At 65.7% G+C, this 26,202-nt stretch carries 24 protein-coding genes and 1 pseudogene; 8 read left to right on the top strand and 17 right to left on the bottom strand.

What is annotated here, in order from left to right; all coding sequences use genetic code 11:
• Positions 1-7: 7 nt before the first annotated feature.
• Both RS901_RS25970 and RS901_RS25965 read right to left on the bottom strand, forming a co-directional pair.
• A complete protein-coding gene (locus RS901_RS25970) occupies positions 8-1,387 on the bottom strand; it encodes an FAD-containing oxidoreductase (protein WP_316157011.1) in 1,380 nt (459 codons plus the stop codon).
• 68 nt (positions 1,388-1,455) lie between these two features.
• Complete coding sequence (locus tag RS901_RS25965; RefSeq protein WP_316157010.1) at positions 1,456-2,373, bottom strand: LysR family transcriptional regulator; 918 nt, start codon at positions 2,371-2,373, stop codon at positions 1,456-1,458.
• A gap of 113 nt (positions 2,374-2,486) precedes the next feature.
• On the opposite strand from RS901_RS25965, the gene RS901_RS25960 reads away from it, so the two are divergent.
• Together RS901_RS25960 and RS901_RS25955 are read left to right on the top strand one after the other, a co-directional pair.
• On the top strand, positions 2,487-3,236 hold the full coding sequence (locus tag RS901_RS25960; protein ID WP_316157009.1) for an SDR family oxidoreductase: 750 nt from the start codon (positions 2,487-2,489) through the stop codon (positions 3,234-3,236).
• Positions 3,237-3,309: 73 nt separating this feature from the next.
• Positions 3,310-3,633, top strand: coding sequence for an antibiotic biosynthesis monooxygenase family protein (locus RS901_RS25955; RefSeq protein WP_316157008.1), 324 nt, complete (start codon positions 3,310-3,312; stop codon positions 3,631-3,633).
• Positions 3,634-3,645: 12 nt separating this feature from the next.
• On the opposite strand, the gene RS901_RS25950 is transcribed toward RS901_RS25955, so the two are convergent.
• A complete protein-coding gene (locus RS901_RS25950; protein WP_316157007.1) occupies positions 3,646-5,091 on the bottom strand; it encodes a TolC family protein in 1,446 nt (481 codons plus the stop codon).
• Between the two features lie 95 nt (positions 5,092-5,186).
• Between RS901_RS25950 and RS901_RS25945 the strand changes: the two genes are divergently transcribed.
• The 3 genes from RS901_RS25945 (at position 5,187) to RS901_RS25935 (ending at position 10,136) form a co-directional block, all read left to right on the top strand.
• Entirely contained in the window at positions 5,187-5,804 is a 618-nt protein-coding gene (locus tag RS901_RS25945) for a TetR/AcrR family transcriptional regulator (RefSeq protein ID WP_316157006.1), read from the top strand.
• 91 nt (positions 5,805-5,895) lie between these two features.
• On the top strand, positions 5,896-7,020 hold the full coding sequence (locus RS901_RS25940) for an efflux RND transporter periplasmic adaptor subunit (RefSeq protein ID WP_316157005.1): 1,125 nt from the start codon (positions 5,896-5,898) through the stop codon (positions 7,018-7,020).
• Positions 7,017-10,136 carry an efflux RND transporter permease subunit gene (locus RS901_RS25935; RefSeq protein ID WP_316157004.1) on the top strand — a complete coding sequence of 1,040 codons (3,120 nt, stop codon included), beginning with the start codon at positions 7,017-7,019 and terminating at the stop codon, positions 10,134-10,136. Before RS901_RS25940 ends, RS901_RS25935 begins: the two co-directional genes overlap by 4 nt.
• A gap of 86 nt (positions 10,137-10,222) precedes the next feature.
• Here RS901_RS25935 and RS901_RS25930 read toward each other — a convergent pair.
• The 5 genes and pseudogenes from RS901_RS25930 to RS901_RS25910 all read right to left on the bottom strand — a co-directional run.
• Positions 10,223-10,615, bottom strand: a pseudogene (locus tag RS901_RS25930) (XdhC family protein); the annotation flags it as partial.
• Between the two features lie 129 nt (positions 10,616-10,744).
• Complete coding sequence (locus RS901_RS25925; RefSeq protein ID WP_316157003.1) at positions 10,745-11,683, bottom strand: 2-dehydropantoate 2-reductase; 939 nt, start codon at positions 11,681-11,683, stop codon at positions 10,745-10,747.
• On the bottom strand, positions 11,680-12,153 hold the full coding sequence (locus RS901_RS25920; protein WP_316157292.1) for a MaoC family dehydratase: 474 nt from the start codon (positions 12,151-12,153) through the stop codon (positions 11,680-11,682). The genes RS901_RS25925 and RS901_RS25920 overlap by 4 nt, the downstream gene beginning before the upstream one ends.
• Positions 12,154-12,218: 65 nt before the next feature.
• Complete coding sequence (locus RS901_RS25915; protein ID WP_316157002.1) at positions 12,219-13,406, bottom strand: thiolase family protein; 1,188 nt, start codon at positions 13,404-13,406, stop codon at positions 12,219-12,221.
• A 128-nt stretch (positions 13,407-13,534) separates the two neighbouring features.
• On the bottom strand, positions 13,535-14,023 hold the full coding sequence (locus tag RS901_RS25910; protein WP_316157001.1) for a helix-turn-helix domain-containing protein: 489 nt from the start codon (positions 14,021-14,023) through the stop codon (positions 13,535-13,537).
• Positions 14,024-14,313: 290 nt separating this feature from the next.
• On the opposite strand from RS901_RS25910, the gene RS901_RS25905 reads away from it, so the two are divergent.
• A complete protein-coding gene (locus RS901_RS25905; protein WP_316157000.1) occupies positions 14,314-15,090 on the top strand; it encodes an enoyl-CoA hydratase in 777 nt (258 codons plus the stop codon).
• Between the two features lie 32 nt (positions 15,091-15,122).
• Here the strand turns inward: RS901_RS25905 and RS901_RS25900 are convergent, their stop codons facing one another.
• The 6 genes from RS901_RS25900 to RS901_RS25875 all read right to left on the bottom strand — a co-directional run bounded on the left by RS901_RS25900 (position 15,123) and on the right by RS901_RS25875 (position 20,482).
• Entirely contained in the window at positions 15,123-15,557 is a 435-nt protein-coding gene (locus RS901_RS25900) for a MarR family winged helix-turn-helix transcriptional regulator (RefSeq protein WP_316156999.1), read from the bottom strand.
• A gap of 231 nt (positions 15,558-15,788) precedes the next feature.
• Positions 15,789-16,841, bottom strand: a complete 1,053-nt coding sequence (locus RS901_RS25895) for an alpha/beta hydrolase (RefSeq protein ID WP_316156998.1) — start codon at positions 16,839-16,841, stop codon at positions 15,789-15,791.
• A gap of 158 nt (positions 16,842-16,999) precedes the next feature.
• Positions 17,000-17,191, bottom strand: a complete 192-nt coding sequence (locus tag RS901_RS25890; RefSeq protein ID WP_316156997.1) for a hypothetical protein — start codon at positions 17,189-17,191, stop codon at positions 17,000-17,002.
• 13 nt (positions 17,192-17,204) lie between these two features.
• Positions 17,205-18,803 (bottom strand): DHA2 family efflux MFS transporter permease subunit, encoded by a 1,599-nt coding sequence (locus RS901_RS25885; RefSeq protein ID WP_316156996.1) that lies wholly within the window; start codon positions 18,801-18,803, stop codon positions 17,205-17,207.
• Positions 18,803-19,909, bottom strand: coding sequence for an HlyD family secretion protein (locus tag RS901_RS25880; RefSeq protein WP_316156995.1), 1,107 nt, complete (start codon positions 19,907-19,909; stop codon positions 18,803-18,805). Before RS901_RS25880 ends, RS901_RS25885 begins: the two co-directional genes overlap by 1 nt.
• A gap of 84 nt (positions 19,910-19,993) precedes the next feature.
• Complete coding sequence (locus RS901_RS25875) at positions 19,994-20,482, bottom strand: helix-turn-helix domain-containing protein (protein ID WP_316156994.1); 489 nt, start codon at positions 20,480-20,482, stop codon at positions 19,994-19,996.
• Positions 20,483-20,604: 122 nt separating this feature from the next.
• Between RS901_RS25875 and RS901_RS25870 the strand changes: the two genes are divergently transcribed.
• Positions 20,605-22,083 (top strand): efflux transporter outer membrane subunit, encoded by a 1,479-nt coding sequence (locus RS901_RS25870; RefSeq protein ID WP_316156993.1) that lies wholly within the window; start codon positions 20,605-20,607, stop codon positions 22,081-22,083.
• A gap of 15 nt (positions 22,084-22,098) precedes the next feature.
• Here the strand turns inward: RS901_RS25870 and RS901_RS25865 are convergent, their stop codons facing one another.
• From RS901_RS25865 to RS901_RS25855, 3 genes are all read right to left on the bottom strand, one after another.
• A complete protein-coding gene (locus RS901_RS25865; protein ID WP_316156992.1) occupies positions 22,099-23,403 on the bottom strand; it encodes a sensor histidine kinase in 1,305 nt (434 codons plus the stop codon).
• Complete coding sequence (locus RS901_RS25860; protein WP_316156991.1) at positions 23,400-24,143, bottom strand: response regulator; 744 nt, start codon at positions 24,141-24,143, stop codon at positions 23,400-23,402. The genes RS901_RS25865 and RS901_RS25860 overlap by 4 nt, the downstream gene beginning before the upstream one ends.
• A 147-nt stretch (positions 24,144-24,290) precedes the next feature.
• A complete protein-coding gene (locus tag RS901_RS25855) occupies positions 24,291-25,001 on the bottom strand; it encodes an SDR family oxidoreductase (protein ID WP_316156990.1) in 711 nt (236 codons plus the stop codon).
• 289 nt (positions 25,002-25,290) lie between these two features.
• On the opposite strand from RS901_RS25855, the gene RS901_RS25850 reads away from it, so the two are divergent.
• Positions 25,291-26,202 carry a LysR family transcriptional regulator gene (locus RS901_RS25850; protein WP_316156989.1) on the top strand — a complete coding sequence of 304 codons (912 nt, stop codon included), beginning with the start codon at positions 25,291-25,293 and terminating at the stop codon, positions 26,200-26,202.

Raw genomic sequence — 26,202 nt, 5'->3', positions numbered from 1 at the left:
GCAGTACCTAGGCCTGTGGCCGCAGCTCCTGCAGCAGCGTTGGTATCAGCTCGGACACCGTCGGATGGATGTGCATCGCGCGGCTGATGGTGGTATAGGGTGCCTTGGCATACATGATGTCGAGCAGTGAGTGAATCACCTCGTCGCCGGTCAAGCCGAGGATCGCGGCACCCAGGATCATGCGGGTATCGGCGTCGACCACGACCTTCATGAAGCCCTGGCTCTCGCCCTTCTCCACAGCTCGCCCGACGCGGCTCATGGGGCGAGAGCCGACCAGCAGCCTGCGTCCGGATTGCCGGGCTTCTGCTTCCGTCATGCCGGCGCGGCCGAGCGGAGGGTCGATAAACATGGCATAGGCCGCGATGCGGTCCGTCAGCTTGCGGGGATCGTTGTCGAGAAGGTTGGCGGCGACGATCTCATAGTCGTTGTATGACGTATGCGTGAACGCACCGCGGCCATTGCAATCGCCAAGCGCCCAGATGCCAGGAACATTGGTGCGCAGCTGTTCGTCTACCTGGATATAACCACGAGCGTCGGTCTCGACCCCCGCCTGGTCCAGCCCCAGGTCCTCCGTGTTGGGCACGCGCCCAACCGCCAGCAGCAGATGCGAGCCGTGGACGTCGCGCGCCCCGTCCGAACAATCCAGCCCGACGGCAACGTGATCGCCTTCCCTGCGCGCGCTCAGGCAGTTGGCATTGAGCCGGATTTCGATCCCCTCGCCTTCCAGGATCTCCCGCACTGCCTGCGACACATCCTCGTCTTCGCGCTGGATCAGGCGCGGGCCTTTTTCGACAACGGTCACCCTGGCCCCAAAACGCCGGTACATCTGGCCAAACTCTAGACCCACGTAGCTGCCGCCGATGACGATCAGATGCTCCGGCAGGAAATCCACCTCCATCATGCTCGAGTTGGTCAGGTACGGCACCTGGTCCAGCCCGGGCATGGGCGGAACCAGGGCCCGGCCGCCGACGTTCACGAAAATCCGGTCGGCTTCCAGCAGTTCGCCGTTGACCCGCACACTATGCGCGCTTTCGAAGCGGGCGTGACCCTGATAGACCGTGCCGTTCCCCAGGCTGCGCATCCACTGTTCCACTCCGTTGCTGGAACGGCCGGAGATCTCGTCCTTGCGTGCCCTCACTTGCTTCATGTCGACGGCGACCGGCCCGCCGATGGTCACGCCGTACTCGGCAGCCCGCCGCGCCAGTTGGGCCGCGTACGCGCTTGCGATGAGGGTCTTGGTGGGAATGCAGCCGGTGTTCACGCAGGTGCCGCCGAAACGCGCGCGCTCGATGACGGCCAGTTTCATGCCGGCGCCAGCCAGCCGCGCAGCGAGTGCGGGGCCGGCTTGGCCGGTGCCGATGATGATCGCGTCGAATCCTTGAGCCATCACGATTCTCCTTGCCTGGTACCGCAAAGCCACAAGCTACTTTAGGTGGTAGGACGCTGCCCTGCCAGCTACGCGTAGGCGTCGACGCCCCGCACCAGCAGCCTGGCCAGCCTGGGCCGTCGCAACTGCTCCAGCCACCATTGCAGCGCGCGGCCTTCGTGATCGCCGCGCCAGCCCACGTAGAGCGTGTTGGGCTCGCGCGGGTCGGCGGTGCGCTTCTCTACCAGTTCGCCGCGCTGCAGCAGCGAGCCGACCCGGTGCCTGGGCAGCCAGCCGATCCCCAGGCCATCGCGCTGCGCCAGGGTCTTGGCTCGCATGCTCGGCACGGCCAGCAAGCGCTGTCCGCCCACCATGCCGTAAGCGCGGCCGCCGGTGAGGCGTGATGAATCTGCCACCACCACGGCACGATGGCAGGCGATCTCCTCACGCGTCAATGGTTGGCGGGCGGCCGCCAGCGGATGCCGGGGCGAGACCGCAAACGCCCATTCGATCACGCCCAGCTCGAACCACCCCAGGTTAGGGATGGCGGGCGGCTCATTGGTGGCACCGATGACCAGGTCGGCGCGGCCGTCCCGCAGAGCTTCCCAGGTGCCGGCCAGCACCTCGTGCGTGACGCGCAGCGCCACGCCGGATTCCTGCGCGTCGAACGCGTGCATGACCGGCATCAGGGTCTCGAATTCCATCAGCTCGTCGGTCACGATCCACAACCGGTCCTCCCACCCGTTGGCGACCTGCCGCACGCGCTGTGTGACGCGCGCGACATCCTGCGCAAGTCGGGCGGCTTCTTCTGTGAGCAATTCGCCGGCACGCGTCAACTGCAGGCGGTAGCGGCGGCGGTCGAACAGGAGTGCGTCGAAGCGCTGCTCCAGCTGCCGCGCGGCGTGCGACACCGTGGACGGCGCCTTGCCCAGCCTGGCCGCCGCGCGCGACAGGCTGCCGGCCTCGCGGATGGCCTCCAGCAGGGCCAATTCGTCTTCCGACAACATGTGCGACTCCTTCGAACGTGTTCGTCGGATTGATCGTATGGCAAAGCGGAGGCCAGCGCCCACACTCCAGTCACGCGATTGTTCAAGTTCAACTTTCCCGACTGGAGGACATCATGAATCGCTTCGAAGGCAAGACCGCTCTGGTCACTGGCGGCAACAGCGGTATCGGCCTGGCGGCTGCCCAGGCATTCGCCCAGGAACGGGCCCGCGTGGTCATCACCGGCCGCGACGCAGCGGCACTGGAAGTCGCCCGCGCCACGCTCGGCAACGAGGCCATCGCCATCCGCAACGAAACCGGCACCGTGCAGGCCGCGCGTGACCTGGCTCGCCAGCTGACCGACGCCGGCATCCGCCTGGACGTCGTCTTCATCAACGCCGGCATTGCCAAGTTTGCCGCCGTTGCCGATGTGGACGAGGCACTGTGGGACGCCACCTTCAACGCCAACGTGAAGGGCGCCTACTTCCAGATCCAGGCGCTGCTGCCGCTGCTGAACCCGGGCACGTCGATCGTGCTGAACGGCTCGATCAATGCGCGCATCGGCATGCCGATGTCTTCCGTGTATGCCGCCAGCAAGGCAGCAGTGATCTCGCTGGCCAGGACCCTGTCGGGTGAGCTGGTCAGCTCGGGCATCCGGGTAAATGTGGTCAGCCCCGGGCCGGTGACGACGCCGCTGTACGGCAAGCTGGGGCTGGAAGCCGACACCCTGTCGGCCACCGCCGCGCAGATCCAGAGCCAGATCCCGCTGGGCCGCTTCGGCCAGCCGGCCGAGATTGCGTCGACGGTGCTGCATCTGTCGGCGCCGGAATCGGCCTTCATCGTCGGTACCGAAATCATCGCCGACGGTGGCATGAGCCAACTGTAAGTCATTGCCTCTACGCGCCGCGCCGTGAGCGCGGTCCGCGCATGGGCTGGCCCATCCTGCCTGGAGCAGTACCATGAACCAATCCATTGCCTTTATCGTCCATTTGCCGGGCAAGCCCGAGCGGCGCGCCGAGCTCGAGTCGAAACTGCTTTATGTTCTCGACCAGATGTCGAAGGAGCCGGACTTTATCAACACGTATCTGCACCGCTCGCTCGAAGATCCTGACACGCTTGTTCTCTATGAGAACTGGGCCTGCAGCGAGCAGCATTTCAGGGACCACCACCTGAAAGCGCCCTACCGGCGCGAATACGAGGCGGTGCTGGCCGATCTGCTGAAAGCACCACGCACGCTGGAGTTTCTAACGCCAGTGCGCGACTACCAGAAAACCGGCAACTGAAGCGGTACTGCCCTATAAGGCAGCTGCCGGTTCCCACCCCCCGCCGAGCGCCTTGAATGCCGCCACGGCGGCGCGGGCTGATTCGGTCTGTGCCTGCGCTCTGGCGTCGGACGTCCGCAGAAGACTCTCGTCAGCATGCAAGACCTCAATCAAGCGGACCACGCCTTTCTGGTAGGCGGCAAATGAGGCATTGCGCGCCTGGGTCAGCGAGGTCTCGCCTTGTGCCAGCGTGCCTGCCTGATCTTCACGCTTGATCAGCGCGGAGAAGGCATTTTCGACATCCTCGGTCGCGCGCAGCACAGCCTGACGGTATGCCGCCAGAGCTTCTGCCTCCTGCCCTCGGGCCAGTTCGATCTGTGCATTGATGCGGCCGAAGTCAAACAGACGCCAGCGCAAGCCCAGCACGCCTGCTGCCTGGCTTGCGCCCGCGGAAAAGAGGTTCCCGCTGGCTACGGTTGTGGCGCTGCCCAACAGGGCACTGAGCGAGAATTTTGGGTAGTACTCCGCAATGGCTACACCGATTCGTGCGTTCGCCGCCGCCAGTCGGCGCTCCGCGACGATGAGATCGGGCCTGCGTCGCAGCAGATCCGCCGGCGAGCCCGTTCCGGCGAGCTGCGGTGCGGCGGGAATCGCTTTAGGGCCGGCCAGTTCGGCGCGATACGTGCCGGGCGGAACACCAAGCATTACGTCCAGCGCATTCAACGCTGCATCGAAGCCTGTCTCCAGCACCGGGACGGTCGCGCGGACCTGAGCGAGAGCGCCTTCGGCCTGTCGTACCTCCAGTTCGGCGGCAAGCCCTTTGCTGTAAAGCAGGCTCACCGTCGAGAGCAGCTTCTGCTGGGTTTCCACTTGCTGCCTGGCGATGGCAATGCGGGACTGCAGTCCGCGCACGGTGATATAGAGATCCGCAGTTTGCGCGGCCACAGCGAGACGCGTCGCGGTCGCGCCCGCAGTCGATGCCTGGTACTCCGCCAGGGCGGCTTCCCGCCCACGGCGCAGCCCACCGAATACGTCCAGTTCCCAGGTCGCGCCGAGATTGGCCTCGTAGCTGTTCCCATACCTGTCAAAGCCAGGCGTTGCATCGAGCAGCTTCCCAAGGGGCGTCTCGATCGACTGATAGTTTCTGGCCGCCTGCGCACTGGCGCTGCCCGAAGGAAGCAAGGCCGCATTGGCCACGCCGAGCCCCGCGCGTGCCTGGGTGACGCGCGCCGACGCTTGCGCCAGGTCCAGGTTCTGATCCAATGCCACTGACACCAGCCGGGTCAGCAGCGGATCGCCGAATCCTTCCCACCACGTGACGAGCTCGGCAGAGGATGACGCGCGCCTCTGTTCAACGCCGGACTGGCCCAGGTAGCGGTCGGGGAGCGGGGCATCAGGTTGTCTGTAGTCGGGGCCGACGGCGCAACCCGTCGATACGCCGACACTCAGCAGCAGGGCAAGAAAGCGATGGGTGAGCATGGGTATCACGGAAGCCTAGGCGAACAGGAAGTTGTGACTATATTATAAAATGGTCACTGGTTGTCAACAGCTATCTGGCGCGTTAAGCTCGCTGCATGACTGAAACCACACCCACTGCCCTGCCGTCCCGAGGGCCCGCCGACCATAATGTCCGCTCCCAGATCGTGGAGGCGGCCACCGAGCACTTCAGCCTGTATGGCTACGAGAAGACGACGGTTTCCGACCTGGCCAAGGCGATCGGCTTTTCGAAGGCTTACATCTACAAGTTCTTCGATTCCAAGCAGGCGATCGGGGAAGTGATCTGCGCGAACTGCCTGTGCGCTATCACGGACGAGGTCGATGCAGCCATTGCCGACGTCCCGACCGCGTCGGAACGTCTGCGGCGTCTGTTCAAGGCCCTGGTGGAGGCCGGCGTTCGCCTGTTCTTCCAGGACCGCAAACTCTACGCCATTGCTTCGGCCGCAGCCCAGGAGCGGTGGCAGCCTGTTCTCAACTATGAGGACCACATCAAGCAAGTGGTCATGCGGATTGTTCTGGAAGGACGCAAGTCCGGGGAGTTCGAGCGCAAGACACCACTGGACGAGACCGCCAAGAGCATCTATCTCGTCATGCGCCCTTACATTGATCCGCTGCTGCTACAGCACAACCTCGATCTTGCTGCGGAAGCCCACGTCCAGCTTTCCGGCCTGATACTGCGCAGCCTTGCCCCTTAAGACGCACATCGCAAGCACAATCGCTTGTGACCATTGACTAAATTGGTCACTGAAACAATAATTCAGGTCCAGTCTCGCTTGAGAGGACCTTATGCTTCAGCGCCGAATTGCCTCATCCGCCGCCGCGTGCGTGTTGCCCCTCGTTTTAGCCGCGTGCGGCGATACAGCGCCCCCCGATCCGCGCAGCCAGCCGCCGCTGGTCAGAATTGGGACCGTTCAGGACCCCGCCGCCACGACACGTTCATTCACCGGAACCGTTGCCGCCCGGGTCCAGGGCGACCTGGGCTTTCGTGTCTCCGGCAAAGTGCTGGAGCGGCTGGTCGATACCGGCCAGACCGTCAAGCACGGTCAGCCGCTCATGCGCATCGACCCGAACGACCTGAAGCTGGCGGCGCACGCACAGCAGGAGGCCGTCGTCGCCGCGCGGGCACGGGCCAGGCAAACCGCGGAGGATGAGGCCCGGTATCGCGACCTGGTCGCGTCCGGCGCCGTATCGGCCTCGTCCTACGACCAGATCAAGGCCGCGGCGGAGTCGGCCAGGGCACAGCTCAACGCAGCGGAAGCCCAGGCCGATGTGGCACGCAATGCAACTGGCTACGCGGTTTTGCTCGCTGACGCCGACGGCGTAGTCGTGGAGACGCTGGCCGATGCCGGACAAGTCGTCAACGCCGGCCAGGTCGTGGTACGCGTGGCGCATGCCGGCCGCCGCGAAGCCATCGTCCACCTGCCGGAAACCCTCCGGCCCCCGGTGGGTTCCGCAAGCCAGGCGACGCTATACGGCAATGACACCTTGACCGTACCGGCGAAACTCCGGCAGCTTTCCGACTCGGCGGACCGGCTGACCCGCACCTACGAAGCAAGGTACGTGCTCGAAGGCGCGCTGGCCGAGGCCCCGCTCGGCGCGACCGTTACCCTCCAGATTCCGGAAATCCGCCCATCGAAGCAAGTCGATCTGCAGGTACCGATCGGTGCCCTCTTCGATTCGGGCAAAGGTCCTGGCGTGTGGGTGCTGGACGAAAAACTCAACCGCGTCACCTGGCGCCAGGTGACGGTCCGCGGTTTGGATGACGACGCCGCGCGTGTCGCGGGTGAACTCAGGGTCGGGGACCGGATCGTTGCCCTTGGCGCCCATCTTCTGCACGAAGGCGAGCAGGTCCGCATCGCAGCAAACGGAAGCGGAGCCAACACTATTCCCGGTCATGGAGTGCAGCAATGAGTGGGTTCAATCTTTCGGCACTCGCTGTCCGTGAACGGTCTGTCACGCTGTTCCTGATCATCCTGGTGTCCCTGGCAGGCGTTATCGCCTTCTTCCAGCTGGGCCGGGCGGAAGATCCCGCCTTCACGGTGAAAACCATGACCGTCATCACAGCCTGGCCGGGAGCGACGGCACAGGAAATGCAGGACCAGGTGGTGGAAAGGCTGGAGAAGCGCATGCAGGAACTGCGCTGGTATGACCGCACGGAAACGTACACGCGGCCTGGCCTGGCGTTCACCACAGTGACCCTGCTCGATAGCACACCGCCTTCGGAGGTCCATGAAGAGTTCTATCAGGCGCGCAAGAAGCTCAGGGACGAGTCGGGTAGCCTGCCTGCCGGCGTGATCGGCCCAATCGTAAACGACGAGTATTCGGACGTGACCTTCGCCCTGTTTGCGTTGAAGGCAAAAGGCGAGCCACAGCGGGTGCTGGTCCGCGACGCCGAATCGCTGCGGCAGCGCCTTTTGCATGTCGCGGGTGTGAAGAAGGTGAACATCATCGGGGAACAGTCCGAACGTATCTTCGTTTCCTTTTCCCATGATCGCCTGGCCACCTTGGGCATCTCGCCACAGGACATCTTCTCCGCCCTGAACAGCCAGAACGCCCTCACGCCGGCCGGTTCGATCGACACCTCGGGTCCTCAGGTTTTCATTCGCCTCGACGGCGCCTTCGACAAACTGCAGAAGATCCGGGACACGCCAGTGGTGGCGCAGGGTCGGACGCTCAAGCTTTCGGATGTCGCCACGGTTGAACGCGGCTATGAGGATCCGGCGACCTTCCTGATCCGCAACAATGGCGAGCCCGCACTGCTGCTGGGCATCGTCATGCGCGACGGCTGGAACGGCCTGGACCTGGGCAAGGCGCTGGATATGGAAGTGTCAGCAATCAATGAAGCGTTGCCGCTGGGCATGAGCCTGACCAAAGTGACTGACCAGTCCGTCAACATCAGTGCATCGGTCGATGAGTTCATGGTCAAGTTCTTTGTCGCCCTGCTCGTGGTGCTGGCGGTGTGTTTCCTGAGCATGGGCTGGCGCGTCGGCATCGTCGTGGCAGCGGCTGTGCCGCTGACGCTGGCCGCAGTGTTCGTCGTCATGGCGGCCACTGGCAAGAACTTTGACCGCATTACCCTGGGCGCGCTGATCCTTGCGCTGGGACTGCTGGTGGACGACGCCATCATCGCGATCGAGATGATGGTGGTCAAGATGGAGGAAGGCTACAGCCGCGTTGCCGCCTCCGCCTATGCCTGGAGCCACACTGCCGCGCCGATGCTGTCGGGCACGCTGGTGACGGCGGTGGGCTTCATGCCCAACGGCTTTGCCCGTTCCACGGCCGGCGAATACACCAGCAACATGTTCTGGATCGTGGGCATTGCACTGGTCGTGTCCTGGATCGTCGCCGTCGCCTTCACGCCTTATCTGGGCGTCAAGATGCTGCCTGAGATCGGCAAGGCCGAAGGCGGCCACGACGCCATCTACGGCACCTTGAACTACAACCGCTTCCGACGCCTGCTAGGGCGCGTCATCCAGCGCAAATGGATCGTGGCCGCCGTCGTGGTTGGCAGCTTTGTGGTGTCCGTGCTGGGCATGGGCTTGGTGAAAAAGCAATTCTTCCCGACTTCCGACCGCCCCGAGGTGCTGGTCGAAGTCCAGATGCCTTATGGCACCTCCATCGCCCAGACCAGCGCGGCCACGTCCAAGGTGGAAGCGTGGCTCGCCAGGCAGGCAGAAGCGAAGATCGTGACGGCCTACATCGGCCAGGGCGCGCCCCGGTTTTATCTCGCCATGTCGCCCGAGCTGCCGGATCCCTCGTTTGCAAAGATCGTGGTGCGGACTGCGAACCAGGACGAACGCGAGGCACTGAAGCTCAGGCTGCGCCAGGCGATCGCAGACGGACTGGCGCCGGAGGCCCGCGTGCGCGTCAATCAACTGGTATTCGGTCCTTACTCGCCCTTCCCGGTGGCATTCCGCGTCGCGGGGCCGGATCCGGACAAGCTGCGTGCCATTGCGGCGGACGTGCGGCGGGTGATGGATGCCAGCCCGCTGATGAGAACCGTCAATACCGACTGGGGACCGCGCGCGCCCGCCTTACACTTTACGCTGCAGCAGGATCGGCTGCAGGCCGTCGGCCTGACTTCCAGCGGCGTCGCCCAACAATTGCAGCTTCTCCTCAATGGCCTGCCGGTCACCGAAGTCCGCGAGGACATTCGCTCGGTGCAGGTCCTTGCACGCGCCGCGGGAGACATACGCCTGGACCCGGAGAAGATTTCCGGCTTCACGTTGATCGGTGCGGCAGGACAGCGCATTCCGCTCTCGCAGGCAGGCACCGTCGACGTGCGTATGGAAGACCCGATCCTGCGCCGGCGCGACCGAACGCCTACCATTACGGTGCGCGGCGACATCGCCGAGGGGCTGCAGCCACCCGATGTGTCCGCGGCCGTCCAGCAGCAACTGCAACCGATCATCGCCAGGCTGCCGGCCGGCTACCGGATCGAGCAGGCAGGCGCCACCGAGGAATCCGACAAGGCCACCAAGGCCCTGCTGCCGCTGTTCCCGATCATGCTTGCCCTGACCTTGCTGATCATCATCCTGCAAGTGCGTTCGATCTCAGCCATGGTCATGGTGCTTGCCACCAGCCCGCTGGGACTGATCGGCGTAGTCCCGACCTTGCTGCTGTTCCGGCAGCCATTCGGCATCAACGCCCTGGTCGGCCTGATCGCACTGTCCGGCATCCTGATGCGCAACACCCTGATCCTGATCGGGCAGATACACCAGAACAAGCGCGCGGGACTGGCGCCGTTCGACGCTGTTGTCGAAGCCACGGTGCAACGTGCCCGGCCAGTGATCCTGACCGCGCTGGCGGCTATCCTGGCCTTTATACCGTTGACGCATTCAGTGTTCTGGGGGACGCTGGCTTACACGCTGATCGGCGGCACCTTCGCCGGCACGGTGCTGACGCTGGTGTTCCTGCCAGCGATGTATGCCATCTGGTACCGGATCAGGATGCCTGCCGAGGCGAACGAGATGACGCCCGCGAATATGAACGACAGCGGAGCGAACACGCCCGCGGCCACCACTTGATCCGACAGGCCGCGGCCGGTTGGTGGCGACAAAAAGCAGTGTGGGCGCTACCGCGCCCACACTGCATGCGAGGCGCCGTGGCGCCGTTACGCATTAACCGATATTCCACATGCGCCGCTGGTATCTGCCGGCACCTCCCGTACGGACTTGGCCAGTTCGACCCTCAGGTCATTGGGCAAGCGGACGTGGTTGCGCGCTGCCACCACCTCGGCAAGGATCGAAATGGCGATTTTCGGCGGCGTACGGCTGCCGATATAGATGCCGGCCGGGCCATGCATACGGGCCAGTTGCTGGCTGGTCAGGTCGAATTCCTTCAGGCGTTCGCGCCGCGCCTGGTTGTTGCGACGCGAGCCCAGCGCACCGACGTAGAAGGCCCGGGTGCGCAGCGCCTCCATCAGCGCAAGGTCGTCGAGCTTGGGGTCGTGTGTCAGCGCAACCACCGCACTGCGTTCGTCCAAGGCCATCTCCACCACCGTGTCCGCGATGGCGTTGCGTTTGCCCGGATTGTTGATGGCAAGTACCAGCACGCTGCCTTCCGTGCGCTGCAACAGGGAGGAAAAGGTAGTCAATGTCGTGATTCGTGATTTCCATGAATGGGCGAAGACTACTCAGCCAGCAGTCTGGTGCGCAGCGCGCTGGCGCTGATAGACCTGCAGGTGGCAATATGCCGCACGGCTCAATGGAAGCTCATGCCCGTACCCGGCTGCGCGCTTGATGAGGTCGCCGACGATGGCGTCGGCTTCTATGCGTGGGGCGCCCTGCGCAATATCCCGCATCATCGAGGCAGCCCAGGTCGATGCTTCGTCCAGCAGTCGGGCCTGCGTGGCAGCGACAACGGGTTCAGGGATGGCATGGCCGTGCAGTTGCGCCACCGTGCGGCACTCCGCAATCGCGTCAAGCATCAGGCGGCGGCCATCCTGTGTCTTCATGATGTCCGCCACGGTCCCGCGCATCAGGCATGTCATTACTGCGCCGGCGGCAATCATGGCCCACTTGTTCCACAGCTCCTGCCCGATGGCACCCGATAGCTCACGCGTACCCGCCGCCCTCGACACCAGCGCATGGAAATCCGCGGCCAATGCCGACGCCTGCGCGGCGCGGGGGCCGACTACCAGCCGGTCCATGCGGCCGGCATGCACGACGGTTCCGTCCGCCGCCAGCGTTGTCGCGATGTATGCGACTCCACCCAGCACGCGTTGCCTGCCAAAGCACTGGTCGAGCCGGTCATAGGCGTCAAGGCCGTTGAGCAGAGGCAATACCGCAGTGTCCCGGCCAACGGCCGGACTGATGGTCCGGATCGCGTCGGCAAGGTCGTAGGCCTTGCATGCCAGCAGGACCAGGTCGAACTGCGCGGCGACCTGACCGGCCAGGACCATTTTTACCGGGCGATGGAAGTCGCCAAGTTCGCTACGCACGGCCAGGCCAACCCGTTCCAGTGCCCGCGCGCGGCCGGGCCGCAACATGAAGGTGACATCGGCGCCCGCCTCGATCAGGCGAGCGCCATAGTAGCCGCCCATGGCCCCGGCACCGAGTACAAGAATCTTCATGATGCCTCTGCCTGCGCGGCGGCTGCGGGGCGTCGCTGGACGATCAGGTTGGCGGTGAAGACCTGCACTGGCTCGTCGGCCTGGTTGAAGGTTGTGGTACGCACCTTCACGATGCCCTGGTCGGGGCGCGATTTCGAAATCCGCACTTCCAGTATCTCGCTCTCGATATGCAGTTCATCGCCGGGGCGTACCGGTTTTGGCCAGCGCAGTTCCTCGAAGCCCGCGCCGAGGATGCCGCCTGCGGGCCGGAATTGGCCGTCGACCAGCAGGCGCATCGTCAGCGCAGCGGTATGCCAACCGCTTGCAGCCAGTCCACGAAACAGCGTGTCGCGGGCAGCGGCCTCATCGAGGTGGAAAGGCTGCGGGTCGAACTCCGAAGCAAAGGCCTTGATCCGTTCAGGCTCGACGGTCAGCCGCCCCGAACCGTATTTCTGGCCCGGCGAGAGGTCCTCAATGTATTGAATGCTCATTTCTTCTCCAGATGGTTTGCGCTGATCTTTCCGATCCATGCACGCCCGTCACGAGAACAGACGGATCAGGCCAGCGCCTCGAGCGCCAGCGCAATCCCTTGTCCGCCGCCGATGCACAGCGTGACGATGCCGCGCCGTATGCTGTCGGCCCGCATGGCATGCAGCAGGCGCGTCGTCAGCACCGCGCCGGTCGCACCGATCGGATGGCCGTGGGCAATGGCACCGCCGTCGACGTTGATGATGTCGTGCGGCAATCCGAGCTCGACCGCGACAGCCAGCGGCACCGCGGCAAACGCCTCATTGATCTCGATGCGTTCAATGTCGCCCAGCTCCCAGCCGGCGCGTTGCAGCGCCTGCCGCACCGCCGGGACCGGGCCCAGCCCGAACATGCCGGGCTCCACGGCCCCGACACCATAAGCGGCCAATCGTCCCATTGGCTCCAGCCCCCTGGCTTCAGCCACCGAACGTTCGGCAACGATCATGGCCGCTGCGCCGCTGTTGAGCCCGGGCGCATTGCCGGCGGTAATCGTGCCGTCCGTTCGAAACGCCGGCTTGAGCCGGCCAAGCGTATCGAGGCTGGTATCAGGGCGGTTGGCTTCGTCCACCTCGAACATGGCCGTGCCGCCCTTCCCTTTCATGGCCACCCCGGCAATCTGGCCGGTGAATCGCCCGTTCGCCTGCGCCAGCGCGAAATTCCGCTGCGAACGCTCGGCCCAGCGGTCCTGGGCCTCGCGGGTCAGCGCGTAGCGGGCGACAAGGTCCTCGGTATGCCATCCGGAGTGCTCACCGGAGAAGGCGTCGAACAGGCCGTCGTGCAGCATGCTGTCATGCAGGACGGAATCGCCCATGCGCTGCCCCCAGCGGCCGGACGGCATCAGGTATGGCGCACGGTCCATGTTCTCCATGCCGCCGGCGACAGCGATGTCGACATAACCGAGCCGCACCTCGTCCGCGGCCGTGGCGATCGCCTGCGCTCCCGAGCCGCAGACGCGGTTGACGGTCATCGCGGGAACCGAAACCGGCAGCCCTGCCCCGATGGCAGCCTGCCGGGCCGGGTTCATCCGGTTGCCGGCCTGGATCACGTTTCCGAACACCACGCTGCCGACCTCGCCTGGATCGATTCCCGCCCGCCCCACGGTTGCCCGTATCGCCGCGGCGCCGAGATCAGCCGCCGGAACGCCCTTCAATGAGCCGTTATAGGCGCCGATAGCGGTCCGCACCGGCTGGCACAGCACGACATCTCTTGCATGCATCGCATTCTCCCTGCCAAACACCCAGTATCAATCGGTCGCACGCGCTTCAGTTGAGGCGCCATGCGGTATGCGCCCGGTGGCCGGGTCTTGAAGGTTGCAACAAGAATTGGCCGCGCGGGAATTCCGTCTCAGGCTTCTGCCGAGCGGGTCAGCCGCTGGCGCACGCGGTCGCTGGCAGCGGGGCCGGGCGCAAGGTGATAGTCGGCATCGGTGACCGGGCGCCCGTTGGCGGGGTCGACCAGCACAGGCTCCACGCGCACGCCGGTGCGCCGGTTGGCCAACTGCACGCTTTCGCCTTCAGGCGCGAGATGCTTGTTGCCCCAGGCCAGCATCGCCAGCAGCACCTGGCGGAAATCGCGCCCGCGCTCGGTCAGGATGTACTCGGAGCGGGGCGGGCGGTCGCAGTACTGGCGACGCTCCAGCATGCCTTCTTCGACAAGCGAGTTCAGGCGACGCGTGAGCATATTGGGCGCGATAGCCAGGTTTTGCTGGAACTCGTCGAACCGGGTCACGCCGTAAAAGGCTTCGCGCAGGATCAGTACGCTCCAGCTGTCGGCAACGCGGGCCGCGGTGCGTGCGATCGGACACGGCGTTTCACCAAGTGGCTTCCTCTGCATGATTGGCTTCCTCGAAAAACGTACTTGCTATCGATTTGAAAGTCAGTCTAGAGTAGTCACTATCATCATGCAAGTTCGCTTTCCACTTGTGCTGTATTCCGCGCCTATCAGGCACCGCAAGCACGCGCCCCCACAGCGTCTGTGTGGAGGACGCTGCCCCAGGTGCTGATTCCGCTCACTGCCCGGCCTCCACAATTTACTTCGCATGCGAACCACCTATATACTTCGCATGCGAACTTAATCGCGATGCCTGCACGGCAGGCGTGCAACTCTCACCTGGAGACCGACCAATGACCCCGGAAATCCGCGTTGACCTCACCGGCGGCGTGCTGACCCTTACGCTTGCCCGGACGGACAAGAAGAACGCCTTGACGAACGAGATGTACGGCGCGCTTGCCGACACTATCGAGCAGGCACAGCAGGACCGGCTTATCCGGGTATTGCTGTTGCAGGGGGACGGAGACAGCTTTACCGCCGGCAATGATCTCGGCGAATTCGCGGCGATCGCGTCGGGAAATGGCCCCAGCGAACGTCACGTGCATCGCTTCCTGCGCGCCCTTGCCAATTCGACCGTACCGATTGTTGCCGCGGTCAATGGCAAGGCCGTCGGCGTCGGGACCACCATGCTGCTGCATTGTGATTACGTCGTGCTCGGCCAGGACGCGCAACTGATCACGCCTTTCGTCAATCTCGCCCTGGTTCCCGAAGCGGCTTCGAGTTACCTGCTCCCGCTGCGGATCGGACACGCCAGGGCCTTCGAGATGTTCGCGCTGGGCGAGCCGCTTGATGCGCAAACCGCCGTGGCATGGGGCATTGCGAACAAGGTTTGCGCCAATGACCAGCTGCGCACGGATGCGCGCCGGATGGCCGAGAAGATTGCCGCCAGGCCGGCGGGCTCCCTGAGCGCAATGAAACAGCTCATGCGCGATGCGGAAAAACTGGTTTCGCAGATGAACAGCGAAAGCGCCAGGTTCGAGGAGCGGCTGGCCAGTGCGGAAGCCCGGGAAGCATTCTCCGCCTTTGCCGAAAAACGCAAACCTGACTTCACCAGGGTTGCCGGGCAGTAAGTCGACTGCCTCGCTTTCCGGCCGCTGCCAGGCTACACCTCGCCCTCGTCCGCGGCCGGAAACTTTGTCTGCAGGCTGGTCAGCCAGCGCGCCACCACGTCGATCTCGGCGGCGGTGAAACCTTCAGTCAGCCTGGCATTCAATGCCTTCATGCTCGCCTTGGAACGCTGGCGCGCCAGGCGCCCTGCCTCTGTCAGCCACAGGCGCGAGGCACGGCCATCGTTCTCGTCCGGCCGGCGCTCGATCAGGCCGGCCCTTTCGGTCCGCTCGGCCAGGCCGCTCATCCCAGGCGCGCCCAGGTCCAGCGCCGCGGCCGCCTCGCTCGTCAGCGCGCCATCGTTGCTGCCCAGAAAGAAAAGCAGTCCGGCCTGGGCTGATGTCACGCCACCCGCGGCAGTGCGCGCTTGTGACCACCGGTGCAGGCGCCGCTGGCCCACGTTCAACAGGTAGACGAGGCGATGTTCCATATCTGGTGCGTCATAAAGGGGAGATTTCGTTCGCATGCGAATATTATCATGCGCCGGTGTAGCCCTCAGCGCCCGGGCCGCCCCTGTTTCGTGCCCGCTTCTCCGCGCCCATGGTCCGGGGCATGCCGGACCATGGGCACCGATGGCCTGCGCCGCCCAGCTCCGATGCCAGCGCCGACAGCGCCATGGCAGCCAGTATCAGCAATCTGCGCATTGCGCCCCCTGCTTTCGTCAGAGCCTGTCAACATCGAGCACCGCCTGCGCAAACGCGGTGGGCGCTTCCTGCGGCGGGTTGTGGCCGATCCCGCCCGTCAGGTCCCGGTGCTCGTAGCGGCCCGTGAACTTGCTGGCATAGGCGCTGGGCTCAGAGTGCGGCGCACCGTTGGCATCGCCTTCCATGGTGATGGTGGGCACGCCGATGGCTGGCGCCGTGGCGAGCCGCTTCTCGAAGTCGTCGAACCTGGCTTCCCCGCTGGCCAACCCCTGCCGCCAGCGGTAGTTGTGAATGGTGATTTCGACGTGGTCGGGATTGTCGAAGGCGGCGGCGCTGCGGTTGAACGTCGCATCGTCGAACTTCCATTGCGGCGATGCCAGTTTCCAGATCAGCCTGGCGAACTGGTGCGTGTACTTCTGGTAGCCGGCGCGGCCCCGATCGGTGGAGAAATAGAACTGGTACCACCATTGGAGCTCGGCCTCAGGCGGTAGCGGCTGCTTGCCGGCTGCCTGGCTGCCGATCAGGTAGCCGCTGACCGAAACCAGCCCCCTGCAGCGGTCCGGCCAGATCGCCGCCATGATGTCGGCGGTGCGTGCGCCCCAGTCAAAGCCTGCCACTACGGCGTTGCGGATATTCAGCGCGTCCATCAGCGCGATCATGTCGGCGGCTATCGCCACGGGCTGGCCGTTGCGCATGGTGTCGGCAGACAGGAAGGACGTCGAGCCAAAGCCACGCAGGTGGGGAATGATCACCCGATAGCCGCGGGCTGCCAGCAGGGGTGCCACGTCGACAAAGCTGTGGATATCGTAGGGCCAGCCGTGCAGCAGCAGCGCAACGGGCCCGGTGGCGGGGCCGGCCTCGGCGTAGCCGATATTGAGCACGCCGGCGTTGACGTGCTTGACCGGCGCGAAGCTGGCATGGGTGCCCGGCGTGGTCAAGGGCAGCGCCGGCGCCTTCGACACACCGGTTTGCGCGCGGGCGGCCTGCGGCAGCCCGAACGGCGCGGTGGCCAGCGTCGCTGCCGCTGCTCCCAGAAAGCCTCGACGAGGTAGATCGACTGTCTTCGACATTTGCTTCTCCTGTTTGCGTGATCGATGTGAGCACGAGTCTAGGAGGCCATGGCACGCGGCATGTGTCGGATTTCAGGGGATTTGTATCACTGTGTATTGATCCGCGATGGCGACATACGTGGATACAAAGCAGCCCGGCTGAAGGACTGGCACGCCAGTCAATCGGACTCTCCCTGCGGCACGCCTTGCGGCATTGGCCTGTTGCCCTGATCTGGAAGATTGCAATAGGCATTAGCTGCACGAGCGCACGCCACACCGTTGTCGCGCGGGCGCTCCCCCGCATAAGCCACCGTGGCGCTCGCCGCGATCAGCGCGACAGACAGGAACCGCTTGCACGGACTGATTTTCATGGTCGTTCCTTCATCAATGCGCGTCTGCCGACGGCCCCTTCGGCGCTCCAACCTTGCGCATCAGCGGCACCATGGCAGTGGCGATCGCGAAGCAGACCAGGATCAGCAGGAAGATGTCGCCAAAGGTCTGGGTCTGCGCCTCGCGCCAGGCCAGCCCCCACAATTGCCTGAGGGCCGCGGTCTGCGCATCGAGGGCATCGTGCCCGGCCGCGACGAACTGGTCGCTGATCCCTTGCAACAGGTTGCCCATGGCTTCATTGCGGATGTTCAGGTGCTCTGCCTCGCGCAGGAAGTGCATGTTGCCGCGGTTGTTGAGCGCGGTCGCGCAGGCCGCGATGCCGATGGCCCCGCCCAGGTTGCGCATCAGGTTGAACAGCCCGGACGCTAGCTTGAGCCGCGCCGGCGGCAGGCTGCCCAGGGTCAGTGTCACCGTGGGCGCCACCGCGAACTGCTGGGCCATGCCGCGCAGCGCCTGCGGCAGCAGCAGCTGCGCCGCGCCCCAGTCGTGCGTGATGGGCGCGAAGTACCACATCGACACCGCGAACAGCCCCAGGCCGATCATCATCAGCCAGCGCAGGTCGACCCGGTTGGCCAGGAAGGCATAGAGCGGGATCGACGCCATCTGGAACACGCCCGTCGAAAACACCGCCAGCCCGATATCGAGCGCGCTGAAGCCGCGCACGCGCCCCAGGAACAGCGGGGTCAGGTAGATGGTGGCAAAGATGCCGATGCCGGTGACAAAGGAAAAGAAGCAGCCGAGCGCGAAGTTCCGGTCCTTGAGCGCGCGCAGGTCCACCACGGGGTTGGCATAGGTCAGCGTGCGCCAGATGAAGCCCACGCCCGACAGGCCGGCGATCCAGGCGGTGGCCCGGATCACGTCGTCGCCGAACCAGTCCCAGCGCGGCCCTTCTTCCAGCGTGTATTCGAGGCAGCCCAGGAACAGCGCCATCAGGCCCATGCCCAGGTAATCGGCGCCGCGCACCAGCGACCAGTCGGGCCGGTCGACCTTGACCAGCAGCGGCACGGCGATGGTGACGAAGATGCCCGGCACCAGGTTGATGAAGAACAGCCAGTGCCAGGAATAGTGATCAGTGATCCAGCCGCCGATGGTGGGCCCCAGCGTCGGCGCCAGCGAGGCCAGCCCGCCGACCGTGGCGGCGGCGATGACACGCTGGGGGCCGACGAAGAAGGCAAAGGCCGTGGTGAACACCATCGGGATCATCGAGCCGCCCAGGAAACCCTGCAGCGCCCGGAACACGATCATGCTGTTGATGTCCCACGCCGCCCCGCACAGCAGGCTGGCCACCGTGAAGCCCGCCGCGGAGGCAGCGAACAGCCAGCGCGTCGACATCACGCGCGACAGCCAGCCGGACAAGGGAATGACGATGATCTCGGCGATCAGGTAGCTGGTCTGCACCCACACGGTTTCATCGGCGCCGGCCGAGAGCGCGCCGCCGATATCGCGCAACGAGGCGGATACGATCTGGATATCCAGCAAGGCGATGAACATGCCCACGCACATCGTGCTGAAGGCGAACACCTTGGCGCCGGTGGACATCTCGTCCGGCATCGCCACGGCGGACGCAGGGGTGGTCAGGGTAGCCGTGGCCATCACTGCACCTGCTTGCCTGGCTGCGTGTTGACCTGGGCGATCACCGACAGCCCCGGGCGCAGGACGCCAAGCCGGGCGTCCTGCTCGTCCAGGCGGATCCGCACCGGCACGCGCTGGACGATCTTGGTGAAGTTGCCGGTGGCATTCTCCGGCGGCAACACGCTGAACTGCGCACCGGTAGCCGGCGCCAGGCTGGCGACGTGGCCATGGAAGACCCGCCCCGGCAGCACATCGGCTTCAATTTCTACCGGCATGCCGGGGCGCATGTGCGGCAGTTGCCCTTCCTTGAAGTTGGCGTCCACCCACAGCCCGCTGGCCGGCACGATGGACAGCAGCTGGCTGCCCGCACCAGCAAAGGCGCCGACGCGGGCGCGCCGGTTGCCCACGGTGCCGTCCACGGGCGCTCGCAGTTCCGTATAGCCAAGGTTCAGCTTCGCGATGTCGCGCTCGGCGGTCGCCTGCGCCAGTGACGCCTGCGCCTGCTGCTTCTGCGTGCCGATCACGTCGAGCTGGCGCTGCGCGGCCAGCAGCGCGGCACGCGCCTTCTCGCCATTGGCCTGGGCCTGCTTGTAGTCCGAGTCAGCCTTCTGCGAGCTCTGGATGGAGACAGCCGCCTTCGCCACCAGGCTGGCGTAGCGCACCTGGTCGTCGCGCGCCCGTACGGTGTCGGCATTGGTGGCGGCGATGCCGGCCCTGGCCTGGGCGATGACCGCCTCCTGCAGGCGCGCGGTGGCATCCAGGTTTGCCAGCAGTGCCTGTTGCGCCGCCACGGCGCCTTCGGCCTTGGCCAGTGCAGCGCGGTAGTCGCGGTCGTCGATGCGCACCAGCACATCGCCCGAGTGGACCGTCTGGTTGTCCGTCACCGCGACTTCCGCGATGTAGCCCCCGACCTTGGCGCCGATCACCGTGACATCGCCGCCGACGTAGGCGTCGTCGGTACGCTGCAGGTGGCGAGCCGATGTCCACCAGTGGTAGCCGTATCCGATCGCGGCCAATCCGGCCACAACCAGCGCGCCGGTCGCCAGCAGCCGCTTGGGGCTGGCCTTGGATTTCGAAGCGGGAACAGGTTCGGTACCCGCCCGTTCAGTCAGCGTATTACTGGTCATGGCACTTCCTTTCTGCTTTCAGGACTTATCCCGCCTGCGAGGCGGCATGGGTGGAGGGTTCGGTAGGGTTCGGGAGAGTTCGGGTCAGGCTTCAGCCGAGCGGTCCAGCCGGCGCCGCAGGCCGTCGGTAGCCGCCGGCCCGGGGGCGATGTGGAAATCGGGGTCGGTGACGGGGCGGCCGCTGGCGGCATCGACCAGTACCGGCTCGACACGGTCGCCGGTGAGTCGGTTGGCCAGCTGCACGCTTTGGCCCTCGGGCGCGAGATGCTTGTTGGCCCAGGCCAGCATGGCCAGCAGGACCGGGCGGAAGTCATGGCCGCGCTCGGTCAGGATGTACTCCGAGCGCGGCGGGCGGTCGCAGTACGGGCGGCGCTGCAGCATGCCCTGCTCCACCAGCGAGTTCAGGCGGCGGGTCAGCATGTTGGGGGCGATGCCCAGGTTCTGCTGGAACTCATCAAAGCGCGTCACGCCGTAGAACGCTTCGCGCAGGATGAGGACGCTCCAGCTGTCGGCAACGCGGGCCACGGTGCGAGCGATGAGGCAAGGCGTTTCAGCGAGCGGCTTTGTGTGCATGACTGGCTTGCTCCGAAAATGGAGTTGCTATCAATTTGAAAGTTAGTCTAGAGTAGTAACTATCATCATGCAAGTTAGTTTTTGGCTTGTGCTTTATTCGTCGCTGTTGAAAGGTGTCCGTCATGCCCCAAAGTCCATTCCGTCCCCCGCTCCGGCGCACCCGCGCCGGTATCGCCCGCCTCCTGCCCACCTTGCTTGCGGCCAGCGCCGCGGCCACCCTGGTGGCCTGCGCGGCCGGCCCCGATTACCACATGCCGGCCTCGGACATGCCCGCGGCCTATCCGCACGCAGCGGCGCTGGACGCCCGGGACGCGGCCCGGCCGGCGCCGTCACTGGACAGCTGGTGGCTGGGCTTTGACGATCCCGCGCTGACGCGTGTCATCCAGCGCGCGCTGGAGCAGAACCTCGACCTGGCGGCGGCCATTGCGCGGGTCGACCAGGCCCGCGCCGCGGCCAGCCACGCCGGCGCCGAACTGCTGCCGCAGGCATCGTTGTCCGGCAGCGTGGCCAGGCAGCGCCAGTCGCTGGAAGGGCCCTTGGGCAGCCTCGGCAAGAACGCCCCGGGCTTTGAGCGCAACAAGACGGTGTACAGCGCTGGCGTGGGAGCAAGCTGGGAGATCGACGTGGCCGGCGGCCTGCGGCGCGGCGCCGAGGCCGCCAGCGCGGAGGCCCAGGCCGCGGAAGCCGAGCACATGGGCGTGCGCGTGCTGGTGGCCGCCGAAGCGGCCGATGCCTATTTCCGCGTGCGCGGCGCGCAGCAGCGCATCGCCATCGCGCAACAGCAGGTGCGGACCAATGCAAAGCTGCTCGAGCTGGTGCAGCTGCGGCTGGCCGATGGCATCGGCGCCGAGCGGGAACGGGCCCAGGCGGAAGCACAGCTGGCACAGACCCGCGTGACCATCCCGCCGCTGCAGATCGAGCTGGAGACACAACTGAACCGGCTTGACGTACTGATGGGCGCGCATCCGGGCACCTATGCCGCTGAGCTCCTGACGCCGACCGAGCGCACCGCCGTGCCGCAGATCGCCGTGGCGCAAGGTCCGGCCAACCTGCTGCAACGCCGCCCGGACGTGATTGCCGCGGAGCGCCGGCTGGCGGCATCCAGCGCCCGCATCGGCGTGGCCACTGCCGAGTACTACCCGAAGCTGTCGTTGTCAGCGCTGCTCGGCTTCGAGAGCCTCTCCGCCGGCAAGCTGTTCACCGGGTCCGCCTTCCAGCCCGCCGCGATCGCGGGACTGCGCTGGCGGCTGTTCGACTTCGGCCGGGTCGACGCCGAAGTGGCGCAGGCCAAGGGCGCCAACGCCGAGGCCCTGGCCACCTACCGCAAGGCCATGCTGCGCGCCACCGAGGACGTGGAGAACGCGATCATTACGCTGACCCAGCTGGAGTTGCAGGGCAAGGAGCTGACCGTGGAAGTGGCTGCCCACGCGCGCTCGCGCGGCGCCGCCGAGGACGCCTACAAGGGCGGCGCGGTCAGCCTGTTCGAAGTGCTGGAGGAAGACCGCCTGCTGCTGGCCGCGCGCGACCAGCAGGCACGTGTGGGCGCCGACAATGCCCGCGCGGCGGTTGCAACGTTCCGTGCGCTGGGGGGTGGCTGGTAACGAGCGGGCGGCGGCTCAACCCACCCTGAGCCGCGCCTCCAGGCCACCGCCCTCGCGATTGCGCAGCGTCAGCGAGCCGCCGATCGCCAGCGCAAGCTGGTGAGCAATCGCCAGGCCCAGGCCGGTGCCGCCGGTCTCCCGGTTGCGCGATGCCTCAAGCCGGACAAACGGCTGCAGCACGGACTCGAGCTGCTCTGCCGGGATGCCGGGCCCGCGGTCGAGAACGCTGATGCTCACCGCGCCGCCTTCCTCGCGGTGCACGCTCAGCTCCGCCGCCCCGCCGAACTTGAGGGCGTTGTCGGTCAGGTTGGTAAGGATGCGGCGCAAGGCGTGCGGGCGCGTCTCGAGGGTGCCGCCGGCACGCTGCAGGATGGTGACGGCCTTGCCGGTGTCCTGGTAGTCGTAGACCAGACTATCGACGAACGACCCGATGTCGATCCGCGATGGCGTCTCGCCATCGCCATGCATGGCGCGCGCGTAGGCCAGCCCCTCCTTCACCAGCGTCTCGATCTCGGTGAGGTCTTGCACCAGCTTGCGCTTGTCTTCAGAGTCTTCCGTCATTTCCGCGCGCAGCTTCATCCGCGTGATCGGCGTCTGCAGGTCGTGGGAGATCGCGGCCAGGATCTGCACGCGCTCCTCTACAAAGCGGGCAATGCGCTCGCGCATGGCATTGAATGCGCGCGCGGCGCGCACCAGTTCGGTGGGCCCGGCCTCGCCCAGCGGCTGGGTCCTGGCATTCGGGTCGAGCGCGTCGGCGGCATTGGCCAGCGCCACCAGCGGGCGGATCGCCAGGCGCACGGCAAGCCAGCAGCACAGGACCAGCAGCAGCAACTGGATCCCCAGCACATAAGGCAGCCATTGCGCGACTGGCGTCGGCTTAGGATGCACGTCGATGGTCAGCGGGCTGCCATCGCTGAGGGTCAGGTGGGCCTGCATGCGCTTGCCCTGGCCGGGGATGGACTCGACCCTGACCGCGAAGCGGCCACCGCTCGCTTCCATGATCCGGTCGGCAACTTCCGTGGCCTGCGCGGACATCTCCGGCACGCCTGGCAGGCCCGGCCCCAGGATGTATTGGTAGGCGCCGCGATTCACGTGGCGCAGCCACTGCGGGCGCTCCGCCGCGGGCAGGCGGTCCAGGATGGCGATCGAGGTGGAGACGTCGGTCTCCAGGGTGCCGAGCATGACCTTGCGCGCGGTGATGTAGCGCTCGGCAAACAGCACGCCGAACGACAGGCCATGGGCGACGATGAGCCCGGCCAGCAGGATCAGGAACAGCCGCGAGCCCATCGTACGGGGCCAGGGCAAGGCACGGAGATTCACTGGCGTGCCTCCCGGATCTCCACGGGCGTCGAGAAGACATAGCCCTCGCTGCGCACGGTCTTGATGTAGCGGGGCTCGCGCGCATCGTCCTTGAGGTGCTGGCGCAAGCGGCTGACCAGCAGGTCGATCGAGCGTTCGAACATTTCCGCTTCGCGGCCCTGCGTGAGGCTGAGCAGCTGGTCGCGGTTAAGCACGCGCTGCGGATGGTCGACAAAGACGCGCAGCAGCCGGTATTCGGCGCCGCTCAGCGCGACGATGACGCCATCCTGGTCAATCAGGTGGCGCGCAGTGGTGTCCAGTTGCCAGTCGCCAAACGCAAGCAGCTGCCCGGCCTCGGTGATCTGCAGGTTGGGCGGAAGCATCCGGGTCCGCCGCAGCACCGCCTTGATGCGGGCCAGCAGCTCGCGTGCGGCGAAAGGCTTGGCAAGGTAGTCGTCGGCGCCCATTTCCAGGCCGACGATGCGGTCGGTCTCGTCGCTGCGCGCGGTCAGCATCAGCACCGGGGTGGCCTTGTGCTTGCCCGCCCGCAGTTCACGGCACAGCACCAGGCCATCGTCGCCCGGCATCATCACATCCAGCACGATCAGGTCGACGCTGTTGACGTCCAGGAACGAGCGCATGTGCCGCCCGTCAGGCACCACGGTAACGCGCAAGCCATTCTTGGTGAGGTAGGTTGAGACCAGTTCACGGATTTCGCGGTCGTCATCCACGATCAGGATGTGGTCGGTGTGTGCGTCCATCGGCGTCACCTTGGCAGATTGATTGAAAATCGCCAGGCGCGGCGCCAGGCACCGAGAGATTAACGCAATATGGCGCAACGGGCATTGCCCCGTCGCGCCGCCGGGAACCACCCGCGGTGCGCCGGCGCGCGCCGCGGGTGCGTCCGCTCAATGCCCTGCGCTCTGGCCGCCGTCTACATGCAGGATCTCGCCCGTGACGAACGGCGCGTTGTCGAGATACAGGACAGCATCGACGATATCGCGCATCTCGCCCATATGACCCACCGGGTGCAGCGCGCTCAGCCCCGCATGGGTTTCGGGCGGATGCATCGGCGACTTGATGATGCCGGGCGAGACAGCATTCGCGCGGATGCCGGTCCTGGCGTACTCGATGGCCAGCGACTTGGTCGCGGCGTTCAGGCCACCCTTGGTCAGCGAGGCCAGCACCGACGGCACCCCGCTGATCGCATGATCGACCAGGCTGGTCGTGATGCTGACCACGTGGCCGCTGCGGTGCTTCTCCATTTCGGCGATGGCCAGCTGCGTGATATGGAAGAAGCCCGTCAGGTTGATGCCGGTGGCGGCCGCATAATCCTCGTCGGTATAGCTGGTGAACGGCTTGGCGATGAAGATGCCGGCGTTGTTGACCAGGGTGTCGATGCGCCCGAACCTTGCCACGGCCTCGGCGATGACGCGGCGCGCCGTGGACGGATCGGCGATATCGCCGGCGACTGCCAGGATGTCCTGGTCGTCCGATGGCTTGATGGTGCGCGCGGTGGCGACAACGCGATGGCCGCGTTCCCGGAACGCCTTGACCAGTTCAGCGCCAATGCCTTGCGATGCGCCCGTGATGACAACGACTTTCTGTGCTGCGCTCATTTTCTTGAACCTCGATGTAGATTGAATCGGCTTGCTTGCCGGTCGGGCCGGCGGCTCCGATGGGTTCCAATCTAGGCAATTCCCTTTCGCATTCGAAGACCTCGGCGGCACAAACAGTCTTGCGCCACAAGCACAAATAGAGCGGGACGAATCCTCCGGCGCCCATGGCACACGCAGCCTTGCGGTCACTTCGGCGCTGCCCACGGCCCGGACATCGACATCCGCCAGTGGCGCACATATGATGGATACATCGCTTGACCCAGTGCGGCCTGCAGTCGCAAGCAAAGAAATGAAACGGCAATTCGATGACCTTCAGCTTGGCAGCATCGAGCTGTTCTGCCTGGCCGCCGAGCTGGGTAGCTTCACCGCGGCGGCAGTGGCCGCGGGCGTGACACCGCCCGCAGTCAGCCGCACTGTGCAAAGGCTGGAAGAGCGCCTGGGGGTGCGGCTCTTCGTGCGGACCACGCGGCAGATCCGCCTGACCGACGAAGGACGGGTGTATTTCGAGCAGAGCCGCGGCGCGCTGGCCCAGCTGGTGGACGCGGAGCGGCAGATCAGCGGCCAGCAGGCTGCCCCCGCGGGGCGCTTGCGGATCAGCCTGCCGACCCCTTACGCGCACTATCGCGTGCTGCCAGTGCTGCCGGCATTCCGCGAGCGCTACCCCGAAGTCGAGATCGACGTGCACATCAGCAACCGCAACGTCGACTTCGCCGATGACACCTATGACCTGTCGGTGCGCGGGCGTGCGCCGGATGACTCGAACCTGATCGCGCGCAAGCTGGAAGACGCTGAGCTGGTGGTGGTGGCAACGCCTGGCTATCTGCGGCGTGCCGGCACGCCGCAGTCATTGGAAGACCTGCTCAGGCATGAGTGCATCCAGTTCGAGCGCCCGAGCAGCGGCCGGCGGATCCCATGGACGTTCCAGGTCAACGGCGAGGACACGGATATCGTGACCGCCGGCTCGTATGCGGCGTCAGAAGACATCCTGGGCGGGGCCACGCTGGTGCGCGCCGGCGCGGGCCTGTTCCAGACTTACCGCTTCGTCGTGGAACAGGACCTGCGCGACGGCACGCTGGTGGAGGTGCTGAAGGACTACGGCGGCAGTACGCGCCCCTTTGTGCTGCTATACCCGTCCGCGCGCCACGTCTCGCGCCGGGTACGGGCGTTCGTCGACTTCCTGGTCGAGAAATTCTCGGCGTAA

Source organism: Cupriavidus sp. BIC8F, assembly GCF_032465815.1.
Taxonomy (GTDB): Bacteria; Pseudomonadota; Gammaproteobacteria; order Burkholderiales; family Burkholderiaceae; genus Cupriavidus; species Cupriavidus necator.
This window is presented reverse-complemented; position numbering and strand designations above follow the sequence as displayed.

Bases quoted from the DNA above. Each gene is read 5' to 3' on its own strand.
- RS901_RS25850 (WP_316156989.1), top strand. From the start codon at position 25,291: ATGAAACGGCAATTCGATGACCTTCAGCTTGGCAGCATCGAGCTGTTC.
- RS901_RS25905 (WP_316157000.1), top strand. From the start codon at position 14,314: ATGACCCCGGAAATCCGCGTTGACCTCACCGGCGGCGTGCTGACCCTT.
- RS901_RS25900 (WP_316156999.1), bottom strand. From the start codon at position 15,557: ATGGAACATCGCCTCGTCTACCTGTTGAACGTGGGCCAGCGGCGCCTG.
- RS901_RS25910 (WP_316157001.1), bottom strand. From the start codon at position 14,023: ATGCAGAGGAAGCCACTTGGTGAAACGCCGTGTCCGATCGCACGCACC.
- RS901_RS25940 (WP_316157005.1), top strand. From the start codon at position 5,896: ATGCTTCAGCGCCGAATTGCCTCATCCGCCGCCGCGTGCGTGTTGCCC.
- RS901_RS25925 (WP_316157003.1), bottom strand. From the start codon at position 11,683: ATGAAGATTCTTGTACTCGGTGCCGGGGCCATGGGCGGCTACTATGGC.
- RS901_RS25955 (WP_316157008.1), top strand. From the start codon at position 3,310: ATGAACCAATCCATTGCCTTTATCGTCCATTTGCCGGGCAAGCCCGAG.
- RS901_RS25945 (WP_316157006.1), top strand. From the start codon at position 5,187: ATGACTGAAACCACACCCACTGCCCTGCCGTCCCGAGGGCCCGCCGAC.
- RS901_RS25950 (WP_316157007.1), bottom strand. From the start codon at position 5,091: ATGCTCACCCATCGCTTTCTTGCCCTGCTGCTGAGTGTCGGCGTATCG.
- RS901_RS25920 (WP_316157292.1), bottom strand. From the start codon at position 12,153: ATGAGCATTCAATACATTGAGGACCTCTCGCCGGGCCAGAAATACGGT.
- RS901_RS25870 (WP_316156993.1), top strand. From the start codon at position 20,605: ATGCCCCAAAGTCCATTCCGTCCCCCGCTCCGGCGCACCCGCGCCGGT.
- RS901_RS25890 (WP_316156997.1), bottom strand. From the start codon at position 17,191: ATGAAAATCAGTCCGTGCAAGCGGTTCCTGTCTGTCGCGCTGATCGCG.
- RS901_RS25895 (WP_316156998.1), bottom strand. From the start codon at position 16,841: ATGTCGAAGACAGTCGATCTACCTCGTCGAGGCTTTCTGGGAGCAGCG.
- RS901_RS25960 (WP_316157009.1), top strand. From the start codon at position 2,487: ATGAATCGCTTCGAAGGCAAGACCGCTCTGGTCACTGGCGGCAACAGC.
- RS901_RS25880 (WP_316156995.1), bottom strand. From the start codon at position 19,909: ATGACCAGTAATACGCTGACTGAACGGGCGGGTACCGAACCTGTTCCC.
- RS901_RS25965 (WP_316157010.1), bottom strand. From the start codon at position 2,373: ATGTTGTCGGAAGACGAATTGGCCCTGCTGGAGGCCATCCGCGAGGCC.
- RS901_RS25875 (WP_316156994.1), bottom strand. From the start codon at position 20,482: ATGCACACAAAGCCGCTCGCTGAAACGCCTTGCCTCATCGCTCGCACC.
- RS901_RS25935 (WP_316157004.1), top strand. From the start codon at position 7,017: ATGAGTGGGTTCAATCTTTCGGCACTCGCTGTCCGTGAACGGTCTGTC.
- RS901_RS25855 (WP_316156990.1), bottom strand. From the start codon at position 25,001: ATGAGCGCAGCACAGAAAGTCGTTGTCATCACGGGCGCATCGCAAGGC.
- RS901_RS25885 (WP_316156996.1), bottom strand. From the start codon at position 18,803: ATGGCCACGGCTACCCTGACCACCCCTGCGTCCGCCGTGGCGATGCCG.
- RS901_RS25915 (WP_316157002.1), bottom strand. From the start codon at position 13,406: ATGCATGCAAGAGATGTCGTGCTGTGCCAGCCGGTGCGGACCGCTATC.
- RS901_RS25970 (WP_316157011.1), bottom strand. From the start codon at position 1,387: ATGGCTCAAGGATTCGACGCGATCATCATCGGCACCGGCCAAGCCGGC.
- RS901_RS25860 (WP_316156991.1), bottom strand. From the start codon at position 24,143: ATGGACGCACACACCGACCACATCCTGATCGTGGATGACGACCGCGAA.